Here is a 20,793-nt window from a genome sequence, read left to right as displayed (position 1 = left end):
AGCCGTGCGTCGCGAAAGCAGCTGCCCTAGAGGCAAACTCCCCAGGAGGCGCATGATACTCACCGACCCGCCAGTGGCTGGGTCAGCAACTGCATGCGCTGGGCAATCGCCGCGGGCGGTGCATCCGGACGGATCTTGCTCCAGCGCTTGCCGGCCACATCACCGGCAATCAGCTGCGTCGAATGCTGCTCGGGGCTGGGCAGGAACTGCCCGATGCGGCCAAGCACCAGGTCGACACTGGCCTTGTCACCGGTCAGGAACAGCCAGTTCGGGCCGTCCACACCCTGCTTGGCGGCAAATGCCTTGAGTGCCTGTGGGGTATCGTTCAGCGGGTCGCTGCTGATCGACACGAACGTGACCTGGCTGGCCAGCGCCGGCCCCATGGCTTCGCGCACCTCGCGCAGCTTGCGGGTAATCAGCGGGCAAGCGTCGGTGCAGTGGGTGAAGATCACGTTGAGCATCACCACCTTGTCCTTGAGCACGTCGCTGTAGAAACGCAGCTCGCGGCCGTTCTGGTCCTGCAATACGGTGTCGGTGAACCAGGTCTGGGCATCGCGGGTGCCGCCGCCACTGGTCATCGCCTGCGGCGCCGGTTGTGGCGCAGGCCCTTGCTGGCCATGGCCTTCATGGGCAAACGCCACCGAGGCCAGAATCCACAGGCAGCCACCCAGTACCAGCCAGTCGAAGCCACGCATGCCAGCGCGGCGGGGGGTGACAGTGCTCATGGTTGCACCTCGTGATGGTCGGCGATGGCGGTGCTCTTGGCATGCACCCGGCGGGCGCTGAGCCGGTTGATCTCTGCGATCAGCACGGCCGGGTCGGTGAAGCCGTAGTAACGCGTCCAGTGCCCACTGCGCCCGTCGCCGACCAGGATCAGCGGCGGGTGCTGGCTAAGGTCGGCACTGAAGCTGCCCAGGCCCTTGAGGGTTTCAGTGATGGCGTACGGGCTGCCGGTCAACCAGCTCCAGCCTGGCCCCTTCTGGAACGCCTTGGCATAGTCCTGCAAGCGCCTGGCGTCATCGCGCTGGGGGTCGACGCTGATCGATACCAGGTGAATCTCCTCGCCGACCCGACCACCCAGTTGCTGCTGGACCTTGCCCATGATCGACGACACCACGGGGCATACCGTGGTGCAGCTGGTATAAATGAAGCCCATGACCACCAGGTGGTCGCCCACCAGGTCTTTTTCCAGGCGTACCGGCATGCCGTCCTGGTTCAGCAGCGAAACATCGGCAAAGCGCACGCTGGCCTTTTCCTGGTGCGCCGCTGGCGGCTGCTCGGCGGGGCCTTTGTGGTCGTGGCCGGCGTGGGCCAGGGCCAAGTTGCTGGCAAGCGCCAGGCTCAGGGCCAACAGTGTGAAAGCATGCTTGGCGTTCATCGCACATTCCTCACGTCAGTCTGGGAAGCGTTGCTCGCTGCGGCCGGCAGGACGCGCAGGCTGGTGTAGTTTTCTTCGGCGAACTTGCGCCCCAGCGAGGGCGACTGCACATGCAGGTACCAGGCGCCGGCCTCAGGCAGTGTCAGCGCCGCCTGGTAGACGCCCTCGCCCACCTCCTGCAGCTGCAGGTTGCGCGGCATCGACGACGGCGCCAGGAAGTAGCGCAGGCTCAGGTCGTTCAGGCCCAGGCGTGGCTGGCCGTCGTCGCCGACGATGCGCACTTTGGCGGTGAAGTTGCTGTGCTGCGGCAACGGCTGGTCCAAGCCGATGAACTCGGCATGTGCGGCCTTGCGCTTGCCGGTATTGGGAGCCTGGGCCACTTCGGTGCTGAAGCAGTGGATAATCTGTGGCTGGTTGAGCAGGAAGGCGACGTCGAACTTGCCGGCGGCGGGCAGTTTCACCGTCGAGCCGTACACCCCTGGCGCCACTTCACGCAGGCTGCGATCGATGACGATAGCGGCGCGGGCCTGGTGGCCGCGGTTGTTGTAGCCGGACATCGGCGCGTTCATGCCCTCGGCGTAGAAGTAGGTGGTGTTGTCCACCGGGTTGACCACGAACACCGAGTTGTCATCGCGCGACACCGACAGGCCCTGGGCCAGCGGCAGGTTACCGGCCTGGCGTGGCGCCGCGGGGCCAGCATCGAAGCCCTGCACGATCGGCGTACGCCCTTCGCCCAGGCTGGCCAGGTTGATCATGCTCACCTTCGGCGAGGCCAGGCCACGCACATAGGCATAGCCCTTGGTGAAGGTCAGCTGGTAGGGCTCGGCCGCCACTGGAATCTTGTGGATCAGCCGGTCGGTGCTGGCATCGATCACCAGGGCCTGGTTTTCCAGAGTGTTGAGCACGACGCCGTAGCGGCCATCGCTGCTGAAGCGCATCGGCCCCAAGCCCTGTTCGGCCTTGACCGTGTGGCGCAGCTGGTGGTTACGCGCATCGAACACGCGCACGCTGCCCTCCTCGCCATCGACCACATAGACGGCCTGGGACAACGCCGAATAGCTGACCGACAACGGGTGCGGGCCCACCTTGATGGTCTTGGCCAGGCGCATTTCCGGGATATCGATGACACTCAGGGTACCGCTGTCGCGGTTGCTGACGTAGGCAAAGCGCGAATCGGCGCTGAAGGCGATTTCGTGGTGCCCGGTGCCAGTGTTGAAGCTTTTCAGGCTGGTGCGCCCCGGCACGTCGATCACCGTGACGCCGCCCTTGGCCGGGTCACTGCTGTTGTTGCCGACCCACAGCCGGTGCTGGTCGGGCTGCAAGGCCACGCGCAGTGGCTGCTCGCCAGCGTCCAGGTCGGCCACGCGGGTGAAGGTTTCGGTATCGATCACCGCCACCTTGCCGCTTTCGGGGATCGACACGAACACCTGCTTGTCGTCGCTGGTGGCCACCCAGTCCATGGGCCGCCCGGGCAGATCGATGCGGGCCATGGTGCTGGTGACGCCGCCCACCGACACGGTCGGGTCGATCACCGTCAGGCTGGCGTCATTGTTCAGCATCAACAGGAAGTAGCTGTTCAGGTCGAGCAGCGGCCGGGCACCAATGCTGCTCTTGAGAAACAGCGCGACCCGTGACTTGCAGCTTTGGTTGCGATCCCCGACCGGGGCCGACTGCGCCGGGTCGATCCACGCCCCGGGGGCCATGCCTGACAACGGCTGGCCGCTGGTCTGGTCGCTGACCTTGAAACGGATGTTGGCGAAGCTGCCTTCCTGCAGCTCGCCCCCGGCCAGCGGCCGGGCCTCGAACTCCACGGTCACGCCGTCCCGGCTGAGCCGGTGCAGGGCTTGCGTGTCGGCAGCTTCCTGCAACAGCTCGCGGGGATCGCACCAGAGCTTTTCGTACGCCACGCCCAGGCCGATCAGCGCCACCCCCAGTACAACCCCCAAGTAAGCAGGGCGAGTCTTCTTGTTCATGCTCGCGCTCCCTTATCCATCATTGCGCCGGGGCCGTTGCCGGCGGCGCTTCGTTGGTCACCCGCAAGATCCCCCACAGCCCCGAGAGGTTGCCGTAGGCGGCGTAGTCGCGGAACAGGTAGTCACCCGCCACCGCGTTGGCACCACCAGCACTGGGCAGCATGAAGCTGAAGTGCGCCGCTGGCAGTACGCTTTCCTGGGCACCGATGTACATGGCCATCGGGTTGTAGCCGAAGCGCACCGAGCCGATACCTGGCAAGTTCATCGGGTAACCGTCCACATCGCTCTTTTCCGCCTGGTAGTTGTGCAGCGGCCACAGGTGGCCATCGAGCTGGTAGACCATGCCGCGGCTACCACCGCTAGGCATCACGATGTGGTTGCGCACCGGCTGGCCAGGTTTGGCGTATAGCACAGGGGTTTGCGGATCGCCGCCGACCAGGGCGTTGGCGTAAGCCATGTGCGCATTGGGCACATCACCAAAGCCCAGGCCATCGGCACGGCCGAATGGCGAGTCTGGGGCCATGCCGAAGCGCAGCCACAGTGGCTCGGTCTTGTAATTGACCGCCATGTTCCCGTTGTCCTGCGGGTCGCCTGCGGCACCGTTGCCTTCGGTGTTGATGCCTTCGACAGGGCGGCCATCGGCCCAGCGCATGTTCAGCGCACGCTGCCACACCGTGACGAAGTCGCGGTAGTCGGGCTGGCCAGTCACCTTCACCGTGGCTTGGGCACGTGTAGCACCGTCCTCGGTCCAGGTGGCGGTTTGCGGCAGGATGCTCATGGCGCCCACCAGGCCTTTCTGCGGCTGCTTGATGAAGTCCGACGGGGTCAGGTTGAGGCCGCCGAACTCGATCGCGGTGGTGTTGATGTTGTCCACCGTGCGACCCAGTTGCGACACCGGCTTGCCTTCACGCTCCAGGTGGCCGGCGTAGTACTGGTAGGTACGGGTCGGCCATGCACCACTGGTGCCAGTACGCGCAGGCACGGTTTGTACCGGGTTCAGGCCAACGTTGGCACCATCGGACCGGGTGATGTCGTAGGCCAGCAACTGCGCGTGCAGGCCCACGTGGCTGGACGGCCGCATCAGGTTGTTGGCAAAGGCGGTGGCGCCCTCGCTGTCGAAGCGGTCACGCTTGACCACGTTGTGCATCACCGCCGTACTCGGCAAGTCGGGCATTACCAGTGGCAGGCGGTTCTCCAAGGTAATGCTGATGCAGTCGCCAGCGTTGGCGCGCAGTACCAGAGGCTCAACCGGCACCCCCGCCTTGAGCTTGCCAGTGGTGGCGTCCAGGTCGGCCTTGCGCACGTACAGGATCGCGGTCGGGTCGTGCAACGGGGCACTGTGGCCGCCAAGGGTGAAGGGTTCGCCGTCTTCGGGGTCTACCCCACTTACCAGCGGGATCGCGGTTTTACGGCTGTTGAACACCAAGGTGCCACCATTGGCCTTGAGCGGGCCACCCACATGCTGGCCGATACCGGCCGGGTCATTGATGCTGACGCCGTTGCGGTTCTCGAGGATATCGTTGGCCAGCGCCGCGACGATCTCATAGCTGCGCTTGACGGTGGTGCGGGTCCCGATACCGTTAGGGTTGGCCGTGGTTTTCGGGCAGATGCCGTCGAAGTTCACGGTGTTGCGCATGGCCACCGGCTGCGGGTTGTTGGGCAACGGGAACAGGTCGCTACGTTGCGCGGTGTAGTTACGCATGATGCCCCAGATACCGTTCCAGTAACCTTCCAGGGCGGCGTCCAGCGAATAAAGGTAGTCGCCGTTGGTGGCCGCGGAACTGGAGATCATCGAGACCGGCGCCATGAAGCCAAGCTGCTCGGAAATGCCGATCATCTGCGACGACTTCCAGCCCGAGTTGGAGCTGTTGCCGAAACCCGTACCGTTCTGCAGCCATTTCACGCCGTGCAGGGTGACGTTGTGCTCTTCTTCATGGCCACCGGCGTGCATGCGCAGGCGCACGTTATCACCGGAGTAGGTGCGCAGCATCGGCGTGAACGGGTCGCCTGGTTCGCTGCCCGCCTTGTTGATGTGCGGCGGGAACAACGTGGTCCCACCGGTTGGGCCAACCGCCGAGGTAATGGCTGAAGGCGCCAGGTTCATTGCCGGGATGGCGCGGTCGGTGCGGGTTTGCAGGGCATAGCTGAGGTCGCCGGCCAAGCCGTCTGCCTGCATGCCACGCTTGCCGTCCGGGCCGACCTTGTTCGGGTCGTAGACGCGCAGAGCCAACGGCTCGTTGCGGTAGTTGACGACGAACATGCCAGGGTCATCCACCGAAATCGCCTGCGGGCATGGCCGGCTTGGGCAACCTGGGTTGATGCCGCCACGCTCCTCGACAATGGCTTCCAGCAGGTTCGAAGCCTTGCCGCGCACCGGGGGGTTGATGGCGTAGCGGAAGCTGTCGGCGGTGGCCGGGTAAGACTGCGCATTCGGGATGCCGTCCGGACCTGCCCCCACATATACGCCAGCTTCATAGGCATGCTGGAAGTCGCTGTACTCCAGGAAGAACTCACGGTAGCTGTCGTTCTTGCCATCGCCATCGTTATCGCCGGTCTGGATCACGGCCTGCCACGAGGTCGGCCCACCGTCCTGACGGGTGGCCGGGTTATACAGCTGCTCACCGGTTTCGGCGTGGTACCAACTGGAGCCGGCAGGCTCGGCCAGCACGGTGGCGTAGAGGCCTAGCTGCTGGTGGGTCGATGGGCCGAGGTGGTCGTGAGTGAAGATGGTGCCCAGGCCACGGTCGACGTTGAACACGTTCACCAGCGGGTCAGCGAACCAGCGCTGCATGGCCGTGCGAGCGCCGAGCCAGTCGGCACGGCCGAAACGGCCGAAGTATGGGTGCTGCCTGGCTTTCGGGCAGGCAGCGCTGCCATCGCGGCTATCACCATCGGTGCAGCCGTTGTAGGCGCGAATGGCCTGCACGCGCTCGACCACACTGCCGGGCGAGAGAATACCGTCTTCGTAGTTCCAGCCGTTGGCCGAACCGTCGGCGGCGGTCAGGTCCCACTTGGGCAGGTGAATATGCTGGCCGATCACGTCGGTCGGCGTGCGCACCTGGTAGTCGTCCATTTCATAGACGTTGGGGATCAGGTTGGTGTGCTGGTACATGGTGCAGTCAAAGGTGTTCATGCGCATCACCAGCGGCTCTGGTGGGCGCTGCTTGGTGATGACTGGCCAGGCGTCTTCCCACAGGGCGATGATGCGCGCCTGGGGGAAGTGGTAGCCGACCTTGTTGTACACCGCGTCAAACTGGATGTTGGCACCCTTGTAGATACGTGGGCGGTCAGCCGTGAAAGCGGAAGATCCGCGGAAGTTCACGCCGGTCAGGCTTTCGCCGCTGAAGAAATCGCCCACCCCTGAGGATTGGGTCAGGCGCTTGCCCCGGTCATCCATGCAGGGTTCGTAGAATGGCGCGCCGGCAGTCGGCAATGCGCCGTTGGTGCGGAACGCCTTGGCCACAGGCTGGCCGCCGGGGATCAGCGCGTAGCTGGGGTGCTCGGCCATGGCATGGAACTGCATGGCTGCCTGCTCGACATCGGTACCCTCTTCCGGCAGGTAGATGGGTTTGGCCTTGTGCACCACTTTGGTGAAGTCCAGTTTGGTGGTGGTGGTTTCGGCTTCGCCGCCAGCAGATACGCCGTCCAGAGCGTGTCGGCCAAGGCCACCGTCCCAGCCATCGACCTGGTTGGCATCCAGGTTGGCCCACAGGGCCTTGCCACTGTCCTTCAGCTGCCGTGCCAGGGCTGGGTCGAGCATGTCCAGCGGCGGGGTTGGCGGGCGGTTGCCGACGCTGCTTTCCATGCCGCCGATCCAGAACGGGTAGCCTGGGTTTTTCAGGGTACCGTCGGCGTTGCGGTTGGCGTCGGTGCGATCGACCAGGGCCAGCGAACCGATCGCCTTGCGCACGGGTGGCGGGTTGGCATGGTCGTCATCGCCCTCTTCTTCTTCGTCATCGTCGTCATGGGCGGCGACCAGTTCTTCGGAGAGTTTCGGTACCACCACGACTTTGCCCGGCAGCGGCGCCATGGCCTTGCCGGGCAGTGGCACGATGGCCGGAATCGGCGTGCCGGCAACGATCTCGCCGTCCGGCAGGGCCCGGGCGCCTGCCGCTGGCTTGCCGCTACGCAGGGCGAACGGGGTGCTGTGGAAGCCGTTCTCGCCCTGCCCGCTCACCTCAAGGCGGGTGCCTTCCTCGAACACGTCATGGACCCGCCACATGGCCCACATGCCTTGGGCGAAGTGCGGGTAGAAGTGGCAGTGGTAAATGGCATCACCGGCCACCCGGTTGCGGTTGCCGGAACCGCCGTTGGCGATTTCGTAGGTGTAGCCGACCCCGGCACCGATGCCTTGCGCATCGATGTAGTCGGAGTTGTCATCATTGGGGTTGAACAACCACTGGTGGCCATGCAAATGGAAAATGTGCTGCTCGTGGCCGTTATGGGTGTTGCGGAACTTGGTGAAGTCGCCAATGTAGCTGTGGTGGACGTTGGCCGGTTCGGCCGGGAACAAGGCCATGCTCGCCTTGACACCAGTGGCACTGGCCGGCGGAACTTCGCCGGGGCGGATGTGCTCCAGGCCGACGTTAGCCGGAACATCCACTAGCGTACCGACGTCACCCACGGTGTGTGCACTGAGGAAAAACTCTTCATAGGCGCACGACAGGCAGTCGTGCATCGGGCCTACGCCCAGGCGGTTGGCAACCACTTCAGCGCCCATGCCACCCGAGCCGTAGTTGATCATGAACGAGTCGCGGGCCGGCTCCAGCACATGGCCCATGACCGGGTCGGCCCAGTAGCCGGGGAAGGCCTGGGTACCGGCGACTTCGTCGGCGAACTGCGAAGCGAAATCACGGAATGCCTCCAGCCGGTTGGGCAGTGCCGGGTTGCGCTTGCCGATGTTTTCCAGCGGGTAGGTGGTTTTGGGGAAGCTGCCGTCCGGGTTGGGGCCCATGACGATAGCGTCGGTTTCGCTATTGATGATCTGGTTGCCATCGACCATGGCAATGATCGGCTTGCCAGCCTTGCCTTCGGCAATCCAAGGTTGCACTTGCGGGTAGCGGGCTTCGTAGTCGATCACCGGTTGGCCGGTGCCAGTACGGCCGGTGGTGGCCAGGCGCATTTCTTCTTCGGTGAGGGTGTTGCGGTAGGTGCGGCCCAACTTGGGCACCACGACCACCTGGCCGAACAAGCCGTTGGCGACGTTGCCCGCGGCGCCTTCGCCGCCAAACGTGGCGGCCTTGCTGGTGGCGGCAAAAGCCCCTTCACGCTCGGCGTACAGGGTGTAGCTGCGGGTATTACCGGGGTTGACGAAGAAGTTGCCGTTACGCCCGGTGTAGGCGGATATGTCGGCGATGCTGTTGACCGCTTGCATGCCATTGACCTGGAACCCGACCATGCGCTCGGCGACCTGTTCATCGGCAACGAAGCCTTCAGCGGCCTCGTTTTCGACTTCCTCCCCTTCGGGGCCTTCGGCCTCGATGCCGTGCTTGTTGGGGTTGGCCTGATAAGCCAGCAGGTTGGTCAGGTTGACCGTGAGGCAGTCGCCGGCAGCCACGCGCAGCACGATGGGCCGTGGGCGCTTGTCCGGGCGCAGGGTGACCTTGCCCGGCACGGCAGCCCCGCCCATGCTCAGCGGGACGAGCTTGTCGTCCACCACATCCTCGCGCAGGGCGAACATCATGCCATTGGCGTTTTGCGCGCCAAGGCGGTTGAACATCAGCGGCTGGTCCAGGGCCACCACGTTGGCGACCAGGGTGCGCTGGCACTGCACGGCCGCCTCGCTGGTCGACTCCCAGCCGAGCAAGGCCAGAACGAGTGATGACAGGATGGGGCCTTTGCGTGGCGTCGACATGCTACACCTCCGGGGCACAGGAACTCTGCGGGGAGCTGGAGCAAGGTGTATGCCAGGTGCGAATTGCGTTTCTTATCAGTTGGTTACGCTGACAAACGAAGCAGATTGGGGAGGAATCCCCAGCGGTTTTCCCCGAATTGGGGGTGGGGTTGCAGGGCTCGGCCAAGTCAATGACCCAGCGGTTGTTCGCTGAGAGATGGCTTGCCGGCGATGGGCCGCAGAGCGGCCCCGGTGATGTTGCTGGGCGAAAAAAGCTTTAACCTACCAGCCCACGCACGCAGAAGTACAAGATCGACGGCCCCATCAAGCAACCCAATCCGGTATGGAAAGTCGCGGTCAGCGCACCGTACGGCACCAACCGCCGATCGGTCGCCGCCAGCCCGGCAGTCACCCCCGAGACCGTCCCTGCCAACCCACCAAACACCATCGCCGAACGTGGGTTGTCCAATGCCAGCAGCCGCGCCGACACCGGGGTGAACACCATCACCAGGATCGCCTTGATCAGCCCGGTGGCAATCGACAGGGCCATCACATCGGAACTTGCCCCCAGTGCCGCCCCGGTCACCGGCCCGACGATATAGGTCACCGCACCGGCACCGATGGTGGTCATGCTCACCGCATCGCGGTAACCAAAGGCGTAGGCCACCGCAGCGCCGACGATGAACGGCAGCACCGTACCGAGCAGTAACGCCACCGCACCAATCATACCGGCCCGGCGTGCCTCGGTGGCCTGCACCTCGAACGCCGTGGCAACAATGGCAAAGTCCCGCAGCATGGCCCCACCCATCAGGCCGATGCCGGAAAACAGCGCCATGTCGGCCAGGCCCTTCTGGCCACCGGTAATGGTGCCACCCACCCAGGCGAGCGCCAGGCCGATGACGATGGCGATGGCCGAGCCGTGTACGCGGCCAAAGGTCAGGTACTTCGACAGCAGCACCGACAACCACATGATCCCGCCAACCACCGCAAAGGCGGTGATCAGGCCGTTGTGTTCCAGGGCATTGTCAATGATCGGCCACATGTTCAGCGCCCTCCTGCAGGGGCAGCCTGCACATTGGTCTCGGGGCCCGGCTCGGCCGCGGGCAGGGGTTCGCCGCGATGGCTGCGGCTGATCAGCGCAATGGTCGCACCGCATACCAGCACCGCGCCTACCGCGGCCAGCAGTGCCACCGGCCCGCCGTGGAGGGCGGTGACCACATTCTGCTGAGCCGCCATCGCCACCACCACCGGGATGTACATGGCACCCCAGAAGCCCACGCCGAATTCGCACTCCTTGCTCATGCCGCCATTGCGGTGCATGTACAGGCGAGCGCAGATCAGCAGGATCATGGCAATGCCCACCCCGCCCACATTGGATTTGACGCCCAGCAGCACGCCCAGGAAGTCGCCGACGATGACGCCGGCCAGCGTGCAGACCGCCAGCAGTGCCACACCATAGATGATCATTGTTGTTGTCCTCAGGTAGTGTCGAAGTTGCTTGTTGTTGTTCTTCGTAAACACACATTGATACGGCGTGCACGGTCATTGTGGGAGCAGGCGCCTCGGTGGATGACACGGGCTTGCCCGCTCCCACATGGGTCGCGCAAGCTTCCAGATTCCCAGAATGACAGCGTCTGCCGACTGACATCATCGGTCGTCAGCCACCTCCTGGCGCAACAGCGCATCCAGGCTGTCCCAGCGGGTACCGTCCACCGCCACCACCCTGCCCTGTTCGAACACCGGCCGCGCCAGCCCGCTGAGCACGCTACCGGGTGGCATTTCCAGGTGCAGGCGCACACCGCGTTCATAGGCGTTGCGCAACGTCGCGCGCCAGTCGACCACCCGCGCCATGTTGCCGGCCAGGTCGTCGCGCAAGCGCTGCGGGTCGAAGATCGGCCGCCCGCTGCTACCACTGAGGTAAGTGATACGTGGCCGTTGCAGTTCGACCCTTGCGAACGCATGGGCCAACTCCGCTGCCGGGCCGTCCAGCAGCGGGCAATGCGACGGCACGCTGACCGCCAGGCGGCGGGCCACGCCTCGTCCCAAGCTGCGAGCCTGGGCCGCGACCGCCGCCATTGCCCTGTCGCTACCGGCAATCACAATCTGGCTTTCGCTGTTGAGGTTGGCGACATACACCTCGCCACCCACCTCACCAAGCAACGCCTCGACACTGGCCAGGTCCAGGCCGCTGAGTGCAGTCATGCCATACCCTTGCGGATAGGCGCGCTGCATCAGTTCGCCGCGCAGGGCAACCAGGCGAACGGCATCGGCAAAGCCCAGGGCGCCAGCCACGACGGCCGCCGGATACGCGCCAATCGACAAACCCGCTACGTAGTCCGGCGCTGGGCTGCGCTGCATCAGCCAGCGCGCCCAGGCCACACCGCTCAGCAGCAGGCACAGCTGCACGGCACGGGTAGACTGCAGGGCTTGCTGGCTGTCCAGCGCCAGTGCTGGCTGACCCAGGGCATCACTGGCCTCGGCCAGCAATGGCCCGCAGCCCTCAGGCAGGCGCTGCAGCATGCCCACTTGCTGAGCACCCTGGCCGGGGAAAGCGAACAGGCTGCTCATGCCGCACGCTCCCCCGCTGCCCACGGGTCAGCGACCAAGCGCGGCCCATGGACCGACTTGAGCAGAACTCGACGGGCGAAGCCGGCCCACTCACGCAGGGCGACAGCACCTGCCGGGGTTTCCAGTTGCACGTCGATACGGCACGGTGCGCAGTCGAGGCTATCCAGCAACGCCCGTGCCTGCGCCCGCGCCAGCGGCTGGGGCGTACGCAGCAGCAAGTCCAGGTCGCTGTCGGCATGCACCACGTCCATACCGGTAGCGATCTGGTACCCCACGCCCCCTGTCGGCCCCCAGGCCAGGCCACTGCCATTCAATACCGGGGCTATCGACGCCAGGGCCTGCAACGCCGGCCAGGGGCTTTGCATTTGCCAGCGCAGCGCTTCGGGGCCTTGCTGGCGCTGAACATCGGCCAGGTGCATCAACGCCGGCAAGCGCTGCGCCCGGCCCTGACCACGCAGCCCGACCGCCACCCAACCGGCCTCACAGACGCCGCGGCGGACCACCACCGGCTGACCGCTTGCCAACACATCCCGCGCCCACTGGGGGGCGTCAGCGGGCAAGCCCGATGCCGGCATCCCCCACAGCAGGTCGTGTGGCCGTGGCGCGTTCATTTCAGGCCCCCTGCCACTGGCGGCGCAGCTGTTCGCGTACCTGGCGCGAGGCGCTGCGGTGCTCACCCGCCAGCCGCGACGACAGGTCGGTCGAGCTACCGATATCGCGCACCGCCTCCGCCAGGCAGGCGCGTACCTGGGCGATATCCTCGGGGCTCGGCGCCTCGGCGTTGCCTACCGTCAAGCGGCGCCACAGCAGGCCGAGCGAGGCATAGCTGGCCAGGTCATACGCCATCGGGGGCACCTCGGCGGCCAAGGCCTCCAGTTGCTCGACGCTGCGCAGGGTAATCCGCGCCGCGGCTGCCTTGCCCATGGCGTGCACCATGACCCCGGCATCGTCCAGGGCGATCAGGCGCTGGGCCTGGTAGCCGTGGGCCAGAAAGGCACCCGACATGGCCTTGCCGACCAGCAGGCCGATCACCGGGTGCCCGGCCAGCCGCGCCTGGGCATAGGCCTGCACGGCAGCGGCCAACGCCTGGTGAATGCCCAACGCTTCCTCGCGTCGGCCATAAGCCTGGCTGGGTACATCGATCACCGCGACAATCACACGCTTCTGGCCACTACAGTCAGCCTCCACCGCCTCACTGACGGCCTTGGCCAGCCCCCAGCCCTCCAGCAGGCCGACCTCCCCCGAGCGCGCCCGGGGGAACGGGTTATCGGCATCGGGGACCACCGCGATGAAGCGCGCCGGACGATTGTCGAGTTCACCGTCGATAACCCGCAACGACGCCGGGTAGCCTGGCAAGGCTTGCCCACCGGCCAGGCCCGGCAGCCAGTTCATGGCACGGTTCATTTGGCTTCTCCTTGATAAAGGTCACGCACGGCAGCGGCGCCCAATTGCGGGCAGTCCGCCCCCAGCCGGGCCAGGCGTTCGAGGAACCAGGCGTGCTGGCTGGCGCGGTCGCTGGCAGGCGTGTCAAGCAACTGCAACAGGCGTTCGCGCAGCGCCTCGATATCGTCGGCCACATAGGCATCGACCAGCCCGCTGGCATGGCGCTGTTCGCCGCCGCTGAGGCTCCAGATGAAAGGGCGGTCCTTGGCGTCGTACTCACCGATGCCCGCTTCCTGTTCGATGACCTGTGGCCCATTGAGGCCCAGGCGCGCTTCGCGAGTGACCAGCAAATGGCTGCACAAGCCAGCGGCGATGGACATGCCGCCGAAGCAGCCGACCGAACCGGCAATCAGCCCGATCACAGGCTGCCATACGCGCAGCTCGACTATTGCCGCCTGGATTTCGGCAATGGCCGCCAGGCCAAGGTTGGCTTCCTGCAGGCGCACGCCGCCGGTTTCCAACAGCAACACCGCGCAAGTGGGGATGCCGTTACGGTTGTCTTCAATGGCCAGCTCCAGCGCACCGGCAATCTTCGCGCCGCCTACTTCGCCCATGCTGCCGCCCTGAAAGCCGCCTTCGATCGCGGCGACCACGGCGTTGCGCCCGTTCAGCAGGCCCTTGGCGATGACCACGCCATCGTCAGCCTGCGGCACGATGCCCTGGCGCGGCAGCCATGGCGACATCAGCCGGTCAAACGGGCCGAGCAGTTCACGGAAGCTACCCGCGTCAAGCAGGGCACGGGCACGCTGGCGGGCGCCCAGTTCGACAAAGCTGCGGCTGCGCAGCAAGCGTGCGGTATCAGTCATGGGCGATCTCCTCGAAACCTTGCTCCAGGCGCAGGCGGACCACGCCTGGGGTGGCGCCGAAATCATGGATGTCGATGTTCACGGCCGGCCAGGCGCGGCCCTCGAACAGGCGCTGGAACAGTTGCGCCCAGCGTGCCGCGCTGCCGTTGACCGAGGTCACCACCTGGATCTGCAGGCTGCCGGCTGTACCGGGTTCGATCAGCACTTCAAGGTCACCAGAGCTGACGCAACCCACCAGGGTACGGCCACGTCCCGGTTCGGCGGCGGGAAAGTTGAAGGTCAGGGTTTCCATGTCACAGGCTCCCGGCTTTGTCGAGGAACAGGCAGGCGGCCAGCAGATCGGCAGCGCCGCCCGGTGAGGCATTCAGGTGCAGCAGTTGCTGATCGAGCGCGCGCAAGTGCCGACGCCCGCCCAGGGTGGCGCTGCCGCCTGCGTCCAGCACGGCGCGCGCACCCTGCTGGACGGTAGCCAACCCGGCCGGGCCGCTGCGCCAGAGCACGCAGGTGTCGCTGAGCACGGCCATGATGGCCAGCAAGGCGTCAAGCCGGGCGTGAACTTCATTGGCACCCTTGGCGCGACTGCGTTGAAGTTGTGGCAGGCCGTGACCGATCACGGCAGGGAACCCTTGTTGCGCCTGCTCGCGGGCGCCGACGTTGCCATAGCGCTGGCGTACCTGCAGGCCGTGGCTGAGCTGCAGGGGCATGGCCGGGTCGTCGAACAGGGCGATGCGCCCCGCCCGGGCGGCCACAGTGCAGGCGTCGGCATTGGGGTCAAGGGCCTTGGCGGCTACCAGCAAGCCCAGGGCCCAGATCGCGCCGCGGTGGGTATTCACCCCATGGGTCGCAGCCAGCATCGCGGCCTCGCCATCGCGGCCGAGCTGGCCCAGGCTGGCGCGCAGGGTCTGGCTGATCGAGCCAAGAGTGTGGGCGGCTTCGGCCATGTTGCGCAGGCATGGCCACAGGGCCAGGGCCGAGGCGTGCATCAGGCCCAGGGTCATGTCGCTGTGGGCGCCGTTGCTGCGGCGATCGACCAGGCCGGGTTTAGGCGACAGGTCGGCCTCGTCGATCAAGGCTTCCACGGCCAGGTCGGCAAGCTGGTCAGGCAGTGGCATTCGGTGTGTCTGGGCCAGCCCGCAAAGAGGCACTTGCGCTTGCAAGTCGAGTGCTTTCATCACCAGCTCCTGAACCGTGCAGGCGGGTTGTACAGGCCGCCGGACCATTCGACCAGGTCGGCAATGCTGCGCGCGGCCAGCAGTTCGCGGCTGGCATCGGTGCGGCGGATGCCGAGGTCTTCGGGCAAGGCGACCAGGCCTTGCTGACGCAGGCGCAAGGTGTCCTTGGGGTCATGCCGCAGGCCGATGGCGGTCACCCCGGCCACGGCGGCGATCATTTGCTGGCGTTCTTCCAGGCTACGAGCCTTGTACAGGTAGGCAATGCCTTCCTCGGTCAGCAGGTGGGTGACGTCGTCACCGTAGATCATCACCGGCGCCAGCGGCATGCCGGCCTTCCTGGCCACGTCCACGGCATCGAGGGTTTCCACGAAGGTCGGCTTGCCGCCTTCCTGGTAGGTCTCGACCATCTGCACCACCAGCTTGCGCCCCCGCTCCAGCAAGGTGTCCGGTACGGTCATGTCGAGCCAGGCTGGCGTCGCGTGGCGCCGGCCGCGCGGGTCGTGGCCCATGTTCGGTGCACCGCCGAAACCGGCCAGTCGGCCACGGGTCACGGTTGAGGAATGGCCATCGCCGTCCACCTGCAAGGTCGCGCCAATGAACAGGTCGACGGCGTACTGCCCGGCCAACTGGCACATCATGCGGTTTGAGCGGAGCGAGCCATCGCGGCCAGTGAAGAACACGTCCGGGCGCTGGGCGATGTAGTCCTCCATGCCCAGTTCGGTGCCGAAGCAATGCACGCTCTGCACCCAGCCGGTTTCGATGGCCGGGATCAATGTCGGGTGGGGGTTGAGCGTCCAGTTGCGGCAGATCTTGCCCTTCAGGCCCAGCGACTCGCCGTAGGTGGGCAAAATCAGCTCGATGGCTGCGGTGTTGAAGCCAATGCCATGGTTCAGCGACTGCACCTGGTGTTTTTCATAGATGCCGCGAATGGCCATCATGGCCATCAGCACATGCACCGGCTTGATATGGCGCGGGTCGCGGGTGAACAGCGGTTCTATATAAAAGGGCTGGTCCGCGACCACCACAAAGTCGACCCACGATGCCGGGATGTCGACCCGAGGCAGGTCATCGGTGCGGTCCACCAGCTGGTTGACCTGGGCGATGACGATACCGTCGCTGAACGCGGCCGGCTCGACCAGTGCCGGGGTGTCTTCGGTGCTGGGGCCGGTGAACAGGTTGCCCTGGCGGTCAGCCATGAACCCCGCCACCAGGGTGACGTTGGGGATCAGGTCGACCAGCAGCCGCGAGTACAGCTCGATATAGGTGTGGATGGCACCGACTTCCAGCAAGCCGTCTTCCAGCAACTGGCCGATGCGCAGGCTTTGCGGGCCGGCGAAGGAAAAGTCGAGCTTGCGGGCGATGCCGCGTTCGAACAGGTCCAGGTGCTCGGCACGGCTGACACTGGGCATGATCATGTGCAGGTCGTGCAGGTGGCCGGGGTCGACCTTGGCCAGCGAACGCGAGAGGAAGTCGGCCTGTTTCTGGTTGTTGCCTTCGAGCACCACCCGGTCGCCGGGGGCGATTAGCAGCTCCAGCGCTTCGACGATGCGCTCGGTGGGCAGCACCACGCCTTCGGCGAGGTGGCGGACGCGGTCCAGGCGGCGCTGCTTTTCGGCACGCCGCCGCGACCATTGCGGCGGTGGAATTTGTGTTGTTGTCATGGTGACTCCACGGGTTCGCTGTCGTGGGGTCACCTTAGGGCTGGGGTACCCGGGTATCAATCAAGCTCAGTTGCCAATCGTTACGCCCAGGTTAATGATCAACCGGCTGTTGCTTCCCTGTCGGCCCTGCCAACCTGAAACCTTGCTAGAGTGGCAACAACGTCGGCCAAGGCAAAAATGCAGAATCCCCCTGCAGATTTGTCGATTGTGCAAGGTAAATTCGCATGCAAGGATCCGCAGATCCTCTAGCGAACTCCAGACTTCACTCGGAAAATCAATAACAAAGCAGGGAGAACGCAATGACTGCGCACGCTCATACCTCGGCAACCGACCCTGTGCTGGCCGAGGTCCGCAACCAGATCGGCCACCTGACCCTGAACCGCCCCGCCGGCCTTAATGCCCTGACCCTGGACATGGTCCGCAGCCTGCGCCAGCACTTCGATCAATGGGCCGCAGACCCGCAAGTACGTGCGGTGGTGCTGCGCGGCGAAGGCCCCAAGGGCTTCTGCGCCGGGGGTGATATCCGCTCGCTGCACGACAGTTTCAAGGCGGGCGACACGCTGCACGAAACATTCTTCGTCGAGGAATACGCCCTCGACCTGGTCATCCATCGCTACCGCAAGCCGGTGCTGGTGCTGATGGACGGCTACACCCTCGGCGGCGGCATGGGCCTGGCCCAGGGCTGCGACCTGCGGGTAGTCACCGAGCGCAGCCGCCTGGGCATGCCCGAAGTCGGCATTGGCTACTTCCCGGATGTCGGCGGCAGCTACTTCCTGTCGCGCATCCCCGGTGAACTGGGCACCTACCTGGGCGTCAGCGGCGCGCAGATCCAGGCAGCCGACGCGCTTTATTGCGGCCTTGCCGACTGGTACCTGGCCAGCGATCAGCTCGCCGCCCTCGACCAGGGCCTGAACCAGCTCAGCTTCGGCGACCAACCCCTTAAAGACCTGCAGAACCTGCTGGCCAGGCTTGGTACCCAGGTGCTGGATGACGCACCGCTGGAAAAACTGCGCCCGGTCATTGACCACTTCTTCGCCCTGCCCGACCTGCCGGCCATCGTCGAGCAGCTGCGTGCGGTCACCATTGGCGACAGCCACGCTTGGGCCATTGCTACCGCCGACCAGCTGGAAAGCCGCTCACCGCTGGCGATGGCGGTTACCCTGGAGATGCTGCGCCGCGGTCGCCATCTGGGCCTGGACGACTGCTTTGCGATGGAGTTGCACCTGGACCGCCAGTGGTTCCAGCATGGCGACATCATCGAGGGCGTGCGCGCGCTGATCATCGACAAGGACAAGCAACCGCGCTGGAACCCGCCGACCCTGGCCGCACTGCAGCGCCAGCGGGTCGACCAATTCTTCGAAGGCCTGTGAGCCCGGGAGTACACAGATGCAAGACCTGGAACTGAGCGAAGAACAGATCATGATCCGCGACATGGCTCGGGATTTTGCCCGGGGCGAGATCGCTCCGCATGCCCAGGCGTGGGAAAAGGCCGGCTGGATCGATGACGGCGTGGTGCGCAAGATGGGCGAACTGGGCCTGCTTGGCATGGTGGTGCCGGAAGACTTCGGCGGCAGCTACACCGACTACGTCGCCTATGCGCTGGCGGTGGAAGAAATTGCCGCCGGTTGCGGGGCCACCGGGGCGATGATGAGCATCCACAACTCGGTTGGCTGCGGGCCGCTGCTGGCCTATGGCACTGCCGAACAGCAACAGCAGTGGCTGCCACGCCTGGCCACGGGCGAAGTGATCGGCTGCTTCTGCCTCACCGAGCCGCAGGCCGGCTCCGAGGCGCACAATTTGCGCACCCGTGCCGAACAGGTTGACGGCCACTGGGTGATCAATGGCGCCAAGCAATTCGTCAGCAACGCCCGGCGTGCCGGGTTGGCGATCGTCTTTGCGGTGACCGACCCGGAGCTGGGCAAAAAAGGCCTGTCGGCATTCCTGGTGCCCACCGACAACCCTGGCTTCAAGGTTGATCGCAGCGAGCACAAGATGGGCATCCGCGCCTCCGATACCTGCGCGGTCACGTTCGACAAATGCCGCATTCCGGCCGCCAACCTGCTTGGCGAGCGTGGCAAGGGCCTGGCCATTGCCTTGTCCAACCTCGAAGGCGGCCGCATCGGCATTGCCGCCCAGGCGTTGGGCATCGCGCGCGCCGCGTTCGAAGCGGCGCTGACCTACTCGCGTGACCGCGTGCAGTTCGGCAAGCCAATCAACGAACACCAGAGCATCGCCAACCTGCTGGCCGACATGCAGGTCCAGGTGAACGCCGCACGCTTGCTGATCCTGCATGCCGCACGCCTGCGCAGCGCCGGCAAACCCTGCCTGTCAGAGGCGTCGCAGGCCAAACTGTTCGCTTCGGAAATGGCCGAGCGCGTGTGTTCGATGGCGATCCAGGTGCATGGCGGCTATGGCTACCTGGAGGACTACCCGGTAGAACGGTATTACCGCGATGCGCGGATTACCCAGATCTATGAAGGGTCGAGCGAGATCCAGCGCATGTTGATTGCGCGGGAGCTGAAGCACTATCCCCTGTAATACCTACTTTGCAAAGCCTGCGGCCCCCGCGCGCACCGGCATAGCCGGTGCCATCCGCCGCGTCGCATGCTGCGTGGGAGTACCTGCCCTCACGATGCCCTAACGCCAATACCGCGCATCATCCACCACCCTGGCATGCCCCTCGAACAACGCAGGCAACTGCTCCTTGAGGTAGTCGATCCAGGTGCGCACTTTGGCATCCAGGTAATGGCGTGACGGGTACATCGCATACAGCGCACTCTCCCTTAGCCGATACGGGGCCAGCAGCCGGCACAAGCGCCCCTGCTCGATTGCCTGGCTGGCGGTGTAGAACGGCAGCAGGCCAATGCCCATGCCCAGCTCGCTGGCCACCAGCATGGCGTCGGCGACGTTGGTGGAGAAACTGTCGTTCGGCGTGATCACGCACTGGTCCACCCCTTGCGGGAACACCCAGTCGCCTTCGTACATGGGGTAAGCCATGCGCAGGCAGCGATGGTTGTGCAGGTCCTCGGGCTGCTCCGGTACGCCATGGGTGTCCAGGTAACCGGGGGCAGCGCAGGGGATGCTGAAAATATTGCCCAGCGGCACAGCGATCAACTGCGAGTCCGGCAGCGCGCCGTCGACGGTTATCACTACGTCGTGCCCTTCAGCCAGCGGGTCCGGGTTGCGCTGCGACAAGGTCAGTTCGATCACCACTTCCGGGCACAGCGCGTTGTAGCCGGCCACCAGCGGCATCAGCAGCAAGCCCAAGCCGTGCGGGCAATGCAAGCGCAAGCGCCCGCGTGGCGTCAGGTGCGCACCACGGGCTTCGCCTACAGCTTCCTCGGTCAGCAGCATGATCTGCCGCGCCCGTTCCAGAAACCGCTCGCCCGCCTCGCTCATGCGCAAGCGGCGGGTGGTGCGGTGCAGCAGGCGAGTCTGCAGCTGGTTTTCCAGCTCGGCAACGATGCGCGACACCTGCGCCGCGGATATGTCCAGGGCATTGGCGGCTGCGGCGAAGCTGCCACATTCCACCACACGGGCGAAGGTACGCATTGCATGCAGCATGTCCATGAAGGTGTGCTCCTTTATCGGTCTTATTCTTACGCTACAGGCAGGAATCTATCACGGGTTAGCCCATTTATTGTGTGAGACCTTTGAATACATCATTAGTCACACATTGAAAAAGGAGCCTGTCATGAAACGTTCGATCGCTGTTCTTGCAGTTGCCGCTACCCTCGCCTCGTTCGGTGCCTTTGCCGACGCCGGTAGCAACCAGCCGGTCAGCAGCAGCAACTACGAATACGGCATGCCGCTGGACGTGGCCAAAGTCATCTCCATCACCCCGGCCAGCAACGCTGCCGACTGCCAAGTGGGGACCGCACACATGGTCTACGTCGATCATCAGGGTCAGAAGCGCGAAATCGACTACCGTGAAATGGGCAACTGCTCGCAGCAGTGAG

Annotated in this window: 17 protein-coding genes; 3 read left to right on the top strand and 14 right to left on the bottom strand. The window is 65.1% G+C overall.

The window, feature by feature from the left end; all coding sequences use genetic code 11:
- Positions 1-59: 59 nt before the first annotated feature.
- The 13 genes from E8E68_RS04975 to mdcA all read right to left on the bottom strand — a co-directional run bounded on the left by E8E68_RS04975 (position 60) and on the right by mdcA (position 16,834).
- The gene (locus tag E8E68_RS04975) at positions 60-725 is read right to left on the bottom strand and encodes an SCO family protein (protein WP_110744425.1); all 666 of its coding nucleotides are present in this window, start codon (positions 723-725) and stop codon (positions 60-62) included.
- Complete coding sequence (locus tag E8E68_RS04970; protein ID WP_266029870.1) at positions 722-1,378, bottom strand: SCO family protein; 657 nt, start codon at positions 1,376-1,378, stop codon at positions 722-724. The genes E8E68_RS04975 and E8E68_RS04970 overlap by 4 nt, the downstream gene beginning before the upstream one ends.
- A complete protein-coding gene (locus E8E68_RS04965) occupies positions 1,375-3,351 on the bottom strand; it encodes a cytochrome D1 domain-containing protein (protein WP_280340020.1) in 1,977 nt (658 codons plus the stop codon). Before E8E68_RS04965 ends, E8E68_RS04970 begins: the two co-directional genes overlap by 4 nt.
- Before the next feature lie 19 nt (positions 3,352-3,370).
- Positions 3,371-9,205, bottom strand: coding sequence for a manganese-oxidizing multicopper oxidase MnxG (mnxG, locus tag E8E68_RS04960; RefSeq protein WP_280340018.1), 5,835 nt, complete (start codon positions 9,203-9,205; stop codon positions 3,371-3,373).
- A 256-nt stretch (positions 9,206-9,461) separates the two neighbouring features.
- A complete protein-coding gene (madM, locus tag E8E68_RS04955) occupies positions 9,462-10,226 on the bottom strand; it encodes a malonate transporter subunit MadM (RefSeq protein WP_110744429.1) in 765 nt (254 codons plus the stop codon).
- Between the two features lie 2 nt (positions 10,227-10,228).
- Positions 10,229-10,651, bottom strand: coding sequence for a malonate transporter subunit MadL (madL, locus tag E8E68_RS04950; protein WP_110744430.1), 423 nt, complete (start codon positions 10,649-10,651; stop codon positions 10,229-10,231).
- 180 nt (positions 10,652-10,831) lie between these two features.
- Positions 10,832-11,752, bottom strand: coding sequence for a malonate decarboxylase subunit epsilon (gene mdcH, locus E8E68_RS04945; protein WP_110744431.1), 921 nt, complete (start codon positions 11,750-11,752; stop codon positions 10,832-10,834).
- On the bottom strand, positions 11,749-12,363 hold the full coding sequence (locus tag E8E68_RS04940; protein ID WP_110744432.1) for a malonate decarboxylase holo-ACP synthase: 615 nt from the start codon (positions 12,361-12,363) through the stop codon (positions 11,749-11,751). The genes mdcH and E8E68_RS04940 overlap by 4 nt, the downstream gene beginning before the upstream one ends.
- Before the next feature lies 1 nt (position 12,364).
- Positions 12,365-13,156 carry a biotin-independent malonate decarboxylase subunit gamma gene (gene mdcE, locus E8E68_RS04935; RefSeq protein ID WP_266029860.1) on the bottom strand — a complete coding sequence of 264 codons (792 nt, stop codon included), beginning with the start codon at positions 13,154-13,156 and terminating at the stop codon, positions 12,365-12,367.
- Positions 13,153-14,001 carry a biotin-independent malonate decarboxylase subunit beta gene (locus E8E68_RS04930; RefSeq protein ID WP_266029859.1) on the bottom strand — a complete coding sequence of 283 codons (849 nt, stop codon included), beginning with the start codon at positions 13,999-14,001 and terminating at the stop codon, positions 13,153-13,155. Before E8E68_RS04930 ends, mdcE begins: the two co-directional genes overlap by 4 nt.
- Positions 13,994-14,293: a malonate decarboxylase subunit delta gene (locus tag E8E68_RS04925; RefSeq protein WP_012272082.1), complete on the bottom strand. Its 300-nt coding sequence runs from the start codon at positions 14,291-14,293 to the stop codon at positions 13,994-13,996. Before E8E68_RS04925 ends, E8E68_RS04930 begins: the two co-directional genes overlap by 8 nt.
- 1 nt (position 14,294) lies before the next feature.
- On the bottom strand, positions 14,295-15,113 hold the full coding sequence (locus E8E68_RS04920) for a triphosphoribosyl-dephospho-CoA synthase (protein ID WP_266029979.1): 819 nt from the start codon (positions 15,111-15,113) through the stop codon (positions 14,295-14,297).
- A 59-nt stretch (positions 15,114-15,172) separates the two neighbouring features.
- The gene (mdcA, locus tag E8E68_RS04915) at positions 15,173-16,834 is read right to left on the bottom strand and encodes a malonate decarboxylase subunit alpha (RefSeq protein ID WP_266029858.1); all 1,662 of its coding nucleotides are present in this window, start codon (positions 16,832-16,834) and stop codon (positions 15,173-15,175) included.
- 299 nt (positions 16,835-17,133) lie between these two features.
- Between mdcA and E8E68_RS04910 the strand changes: the two genes are divergently transcribed.
- The gene (locus tag E8E68_RS04910; protein WP_266029856.1) at positions 17,134-18,204 is read left to right on the top strand and encodes an enoyl-CoA hydratase/isomerase family protein; all 1,071 of its coding nucleotides are present in this window, start codon (positions 17,134-17,136) and stop codon (positions 18,202-18,204) included.
- Positions 18,205-18,220: 16 nt separating this feature from the next.
- Positions 18,221-19,372, top strand: a complete 1,152-nt coding sequence (locus E8E68_RS04905) for an acyl-CoA dehydrogenase family protein (protein WP_280340012.1) — start codon at positions 18,221-18,223, stop codon at positions 19,370-19,372.
- Positions 19,373-19,471: 99 nt separating this feature from the next.
- Here E8E68_RS04905 and E8E68_RS04900 read toward each other — a convergent pair whose 3' ends face one another.
- Positions 19,472-20,404, bottom strand: a complete 933-nt coding sequence (locus E8E68_RS04900; RefSeq protein WP_110744439.1) for a LysR family transcriptional regulator — start codon at positions 20,402-20,404, stop codon at positions 19,472-19,474.
- Positions 20,405-20,528: 124 nt separating this feature from the next.
- Between E8E68_RS04900 and E8E68_RS04895 the strand changes: the two genes are divergently transcribed.
- On the top strand, positions 20,529-20,792 hold the full coding sequence (locus tag E8E68_RS04895; protein ID WP_266029852.1) for a DUF2790 domain-containing protein: 264 nt from the start codon (positions 20,529-20,531) through the stop codon (positions 20,790-20,792).
- Position 20,793: the final 1 nt, after the last annotated feature.

This window comes from Pseudomonas sp. BN607, from assembly GCF_029871175.1.
In the GTDB taxonomy this organism is placed as follows: domain Bacteria; phylum Pseudomonadota; class Gammaproteobacteria; order Pseudomonadales; family Pseudomonadaceae; genus Aquipseudomonas.
This window is presented reverse-complemented; position numbering and strand designations above follow the sequence as displayed.